The sequence below is a fragment of the Streptomyces bohaiensis genome, from assembly GCF_012033785.1.
Taxonomy (GTDB): domain Bacteria; phylum Actinomycetota; class Actinomycetes; order Streptomycetales; family Streptomycetaceae; genus Streptomyces; species Streptomyces bohaiensis.
On sequence record NZ_JAAVJC010000354.1, the window covers coordinates 1 to 4,213 of the forward strand.

A 4,213-nucleotide genomic window follows, 5' to 3' on the forward strand; every position below is an offset into this window, starting at 1 on the left:
CCCCCAGCCGCGCCCGGGCGCGGGGACGAGCTCGCCCGCCGTGCCGGCGGGGCCGGCGAAGTGCGCCTCGCCGAAGACCGCGAGGGGCGAGGTCGCCGACTCCGCGGGGGACGCGTCGGCCTCGCCCGAGGGAGCGGCGGTGTGCTCAGCGGCGGTAGCGGGGAACGGTGCGACCGGGTGGTCGGCCCGTCCGGTCGCGGCACGCGCCACAGCCCGGTCGACCACCGTGGACAACGGAGCGCGCACGGAGGAGGCGCCGAGCAACGTGCCCGCGCTCCCCGCGCGCGCACCGTCGTGCGCTCCGGCAGTCGGGTGGACGGCGTGGGGGCCGCCGGCGTCCGGCGACACGGCCGCCGCCTGCTGACGGGTCGTGGGAGACGAAACGCTCTCGTCGGTTCCGTCCCCACGCGCCGCCGCCGTAGCAGTGGAGGAGGAGCTTGCCGTCGCGACCAGCGCCGCCATCAACACCGCGAGTCGCGCCCAAGCGTTCACAGCCCCGGCCTCCGCAGACGGTCCGACAGTGGAACAAGCGTTACATATGGAGATCAAAGCGGCATCCCGGTGTGCGCGCCGAGCAGCAGCGGGTGACCACCTCCCCCTGAACGGGTTAGTTTCGGCGGTTCCCGGGTGGGAAGCGGCAGAGCAGCGCATGGCCGGCGCAGCACTCCGCCGGTCGCCGCCCGGCTGGTCCCGGCGGCGCCCGGTACATCGGCCGAGCCCTGCGCACCGGTTTCGTCCACCGCGCGGCCTGCCGGCCCCGCAGCCCGCGGTCGGGCGACCCGGTGACAACCGGTCCGGTGGCGCGCACTCCCCGCCCTCCCCTGCCGGGCGGGCGCCCGCCACCGGACCGACCGTCGACCCGCGCCGCGCACGACGGTGCCGACCCCGGCACGGGCACCGAACCCGAACCCGAACCCGACGGCACGGGCCCGGCGACCGCGGCTCAGGCGACCGCGGCTCAGGCGTCGGTGACCAGCAGCAGCTTGCCGACGTGGCCGCCGTCCTCCAACGCCCGGTGCGCGTCGGCGGCCTCGCGCAGCGGCATCACGCGGTCCACCACCGGCCGGACCCGGCCGTCCTCGAGCAGCGGCCACACATGGGTGCGCACCGCGGTGACGATCTCCGCCTTCTCCTCCGGCGGGCGTCCCCGCAGCGAGGTCGCCGTCACCGAGGCGCGCTTGGCCAGCAGGGTGCCGAGGTTCAGCTCGCCCTTCACCCCGCCCTGGAGACCGATGACGACCAGTCGGCCGCCGGTCGCCAGCGCCTGGACGTTCCGCGAGAGGTAGGCGGCGCCCATCAGGTCGAGGACGACGTCCGCGCCCCTGCCGCCGGTGGCGTCGCGCAGCTCCGCCACGAAGTCCTGCTCGCGGTAGTCGATGAGGATCTCCGCGCCGAGCTCCGCACAGGCGGCGAGCTTCTCCGGGCCGCCGGAGGTGACGGCGACCCTGGCTCCGACCGCACGGGCGAGCTGGATCGCCATCGTGCCGATGCCGCCGGCCCCGCCGTGAATCAGGATCGTCTCCCCCGGCCGCAGCCCCGCCGCGGTCCGGACGCCGGCGAGGTGGAAGACGTTCGACCAGACCGTGCAGGTCACCTCCGGCAGCGCGGCGGCAGTGGCGAGCTCCACCCCCGCCGGGACCGGCAGCAGTTGACCGGCGGGGACCACCACGCGCTCCGCGTACCCGCCGCCGGCGAGCAGCGCGCACACCTGGTCCCCCGGCTCCCAGCCGACGACGCCCGGCCCGACCGCCGCGACGGTCCCGGAGCACTCCAGCCCCGGGTAGGGCACCGTCCCGGGCGGCGGGTCGTAGTGGCCCTGCCGCTGCAGCAGGTCGGCACGGTTGACGGCGGTCGCGGCCACCTGCACCACAACCTCGCCGTGCCCGGGCTCCGGGTCCGGGACCTCGGTCCACGTGAGGACCTCGGGCCCGCCCGGCTCAGTGATCGTGATCGCATGCATGGCGCCGAGGCTACGCCTCGGGACCGTCGCCACCCGGGACGGCGGGCCGGTGCGCCGCGCGGCACGGGGCGAGGGGATGCGGCGCCGTGCGCACGGGGGCGAGGGGATGCGCGGCAGGAGCGCGGAGCGGCGGGCGCGGCCGGCGTCAGCGGCGCGGAATCCGGAAGGAGCCCGGCCCCTGGCCGCCCCGCCGGTTCTCGCCGTCCGTCCTCGGCCCGTGGCTGACGCGCCGGATCACCACGAGCCGGTCCTCCAGCTCCAGCGCCCCCAGGCCCGGGTCGTCGAACGGCAGCAGCCGGTGACCCCGTATCACCGAGACCACCAGGTCCTCCGCCTCTCGCGGCGACCGCCCGGCCTCCGCGCGGGTGACCGGGCGTTCCTTGAGCGCCAGACCGCTGCCCGGCTGGATCAGGTCCTCCATCACCGCACCGGAACTGGGGCTGACCACCGACAGGCCGAGCAGCCGGCCCACGGCGGAGGCGCTGGTGATGACCGAGTCCGCCCCCGACTGCCGCAGCAGCGGCACGTTCTCCGACTCCCGGACCGAGACCACGATTCGCACGTCCGTCGACAGCTGGCGGGCGGTCAGCGTGACCAGCACCGCGGTGTCGTCGCGCTGTGCGGCGATGACGACCTGCCGGGCGCGGTCCACGCGGGCGCGCAGCAGCACCGAGCTGCGGGTGGCGTCGCCCGCGACGGCCGCGTACCCGTCGGCGTTGGCGTGGTCGACGACGGCGGCGTCCGGGTCGACCACCACGATCCGGTCCTGGGTGATGCCGGTCCGCATCAGCGTCTCGGCCGCCGAACGGCCCTTGGTGCCGAAGCCCACGATCACCGTGTGGTCGCGCAAGGTCTTCCTCCAGTGGGCGATCTTCCACTGCTCGCGGGTGCGTTCCGTCAGCACCTCCAACGTGGTGCCGACCAGGATGATGAGGAACAGCACCCGCAGCGGTGTGACGACCAGGGCCGTTATCAGCCGGGCGGTGTCCGTCCACGGCACGATGTCGCCGTAGCCGGTCGTCGAGAGCGAGACGGTGACGTAGTAGAAGGCGTCGATCGCCCCCACGTCGCCGCCGTTGATGTCGCGGTAGCCGTGCCGGTCGAGGTAGACCACGAGGAAGGCCGTCAGCATCACCAGGTTGGCGAGGATCAGCCGCTTCACGACCTGCAGCAGCGGGCCCGCGATGTAGCGCGGCAGCCGCACGCCGCGCGACTGCTCGTCGGCGTCGGAGCGCGCGGGCCGCACCGGGACTCTCATCCGCGTGGCAACTCCACCAGCGGCACCCGCTGCCCCAGCGGCGCGCCGCCCGGCGGCACCAGCGCCAGCGCATCGGCGCCGGCGAGGCCGCGCAGCATCGCGGGGCCGGAGAACCGCACCGGCCGGGCGCGCGGTGTCCGGCCGTCCCGCCGCCCGGTGAACCCCGGGGTGAACCGCGGTGACTGCGTCGGCTCGGCCGCCGGGTAGCGCACGGGGACCACCCGGGTGTCCGTCGCGTGCCCGGTGACCTCCTCGGTCAGCTCCACCGCGGGCAGCGGCAGCAGCTCCCGCCCGGCGAGCGACGCCAGCAGCGGCGCCGCCAGCGTCAGCATCCCGGCGACCGCGGCGAGCGGGTTGCCGGGCAGCCCCACCAGCGGGCGTCCGTCGGGCAGCTCCGCCAGCAGCATCGGGTGGCCCGGGCGGACCGCGACGCCGTCGACCCGGAGCCGGGCCCCCAGCCGGTCCAGCACCGGCCGCAGCCGGTCGGCGGGGCCGGCAGCGGTGGAGCCGGTGGTCACCACCAGGTGGGCGCGGCTGGTGGAGACGGCCTCGTACAACGCCTCCGCGTCGTCGCCGAGCCGCCGGGTCACCAGCACCTCGGCGCCCAGCATCGTCAGCCACGGCGCGGTCATCGGGCCGAGCGCGTCGCGGATACGGCCGCCGGACGGCAGGCCGCGGTGCAGCAGCTCGTCACCGAGGACCAGCACCTCGACGCGCGGGCGCGGATGGACCGTCAGCTGGTCGTACCCCGCAGCGGCCGCCAGCCCGAGGACGGCCGGCGTGACGGCCGTACCCGCCGGGAGCAGCTCGGTCCCGGAGCGGCACTCCTGACCGCGCGGCCGGATGTCCGCGCCGGGCTCGGGGTTGCGGCCCCGCAGCTGCCCGGCGCTGACCCGCCCGCGTTCGCTGCGCAGCACCGCGGAGGTCGCGGCCGGCACCCGGGCGCCGGTGGCGATGGCGACCGCCAGGCCGTCGGCGAGCGGCTCGGGCTCCGC

Annotated in this window: 4 protein-coding genes; all 4 read right to left on the minus strand. The window is 76.3% G+C overall.

Annotation, left to right across the window (positions count from 1 at the left end; genetic code table 11):
- The coding region (locus tag HCN52_RS24960) for a hypothetical protein (protein ID WP_209314861.1) at positions 1-225 on the minus strand (225 nt) is incomplete at its 3' end.
- Positions 226-958: 733 nt separating this feature from the next.
- Positions 959-1,960 carry an NAD(P)H-quinone oxidoreductase gene (locus HCN52_RS22450; RefSeq protein ID WP_168090264.1) on the minus strand — a complete coding sequence of 334 codons (1,002 nt, stop codon included), beginning with the start codon at positions 1,958-1,960 and terminating at the stop codon, positions 959-961.
- 145 nt (positions 1,961-2,105) lie between these two features.
- Complete coding sequence (locus tag HCN52_RS22455; RefSeq protein ID WP_168090265.1) at positions 2,106-3,218, minus strand: potassium channel family protein; 1,113 nt, start codon at positions 3,216-3,218, stop codon at positions 2,106-2,108.
- The coding region (locus HCN52_RS22460) for a molybdopterin-binding protein (protein ID WP_168090266.1) at positions 3,215-4,213 on the minus strand (999 nt) is incomplete at its 5' end. The genes HCN52_RS22455 and HCN52_RS22460, both read right to left, overlap by 4 nt.